Origin of the sequence: Streptococcus suis (assembly GCF_016743335.1) — a bacterium.
Taxonomy (GTDB): domain Bacteria; phylum Bacillota; class Bacilli; order Lactobacillales; family Streptococcaceae; genus Streptococcus; species Streptococcus suis_Y.
Genome location: NZ_WCJE01000099.1, coordinates 1 through 810, shown reverse-complemented (window position 1 = coordinate 810; position 810 = coordinate 1). Strand labels below are relative to the sequence as shown.

Sequence of the window (810 nt, the reverse complement as noted above, 5' to 3'; positions counted from 1 at the left end):
ACCAAGTAGGTAGTTTGCTGCAATTGCTCCTAAAACTCCAAGGAGAAGATTAACAATCCAATGTGCCAAGGTTACCTTATCGCTGAGTTTTGAAGCAACAAAGGTAATAGCAGATGAAATGATAAGACCGAAAAGGCCAGATAAAACAATAGATAACATGAGATAAACTCGCTTTCTTTATTTGATATGTATAGTATAATTCTTTAAATAATAGATTAGAACGACAAGATGATGCAAAAGTGTCGGTTACTGTTTTTATCATTTCTACTACAGAAATTATTGACTATTTTTAATGTTTAGTAAGGCTTGTTTTGATTTTTCTAGGTTTAAATTTGTCAGATAAGGGACTGCCTGGTCTAATTGAGCATCAGAAAAGTGCCACCATTCTAGTTCGTTTAGAAATGTAATCATTTCAGTAGAAAACCGATAACGTATAATTCGTGCAGGATTGCCCGCAACAATAGCATAGTCTGGGACAGCTTTTGAAACAACTGCATTACTGCCAATAACTGCACCATTTCCGATAGTCACTCCAGGTAAAATCGTTGCATTTCGACCAATCCAAACATCATGACCGACGATAGTATCTCCTTTTTGTGGCATATCCTGTACAGTCATACTAGTTTTATCAGCCCATTCATTTTTAACTAACATAAATGGATAGGTTGAAAAGGATGTCATAGAGTGATTTGCTGAAGGCATAATAAATTCTACTCCGTTTGCAATACTAGTAAAATTTCCAATGATTAAATTTGATCGCCCTTCTTTGTTATATAGAACATAGTCACGTTCAAAGTCCTCATGAATATT

1 protein-coding gene is annotated in these 810 nt (G+C 34.8%); it reads right to left on the bottom strand.

The window, feature by feature from the left end; genetic code table 11:
- Window positions 1–276: 276 nt before the first annotated feature.
- On the bottom strand, window positions 277–810 hold a 534-nt coding region (locus F9856_RS11985; RefSeq protein WP_236659627.1), incomplete at its 5' end, for a CatB-related O-acetyltransferase.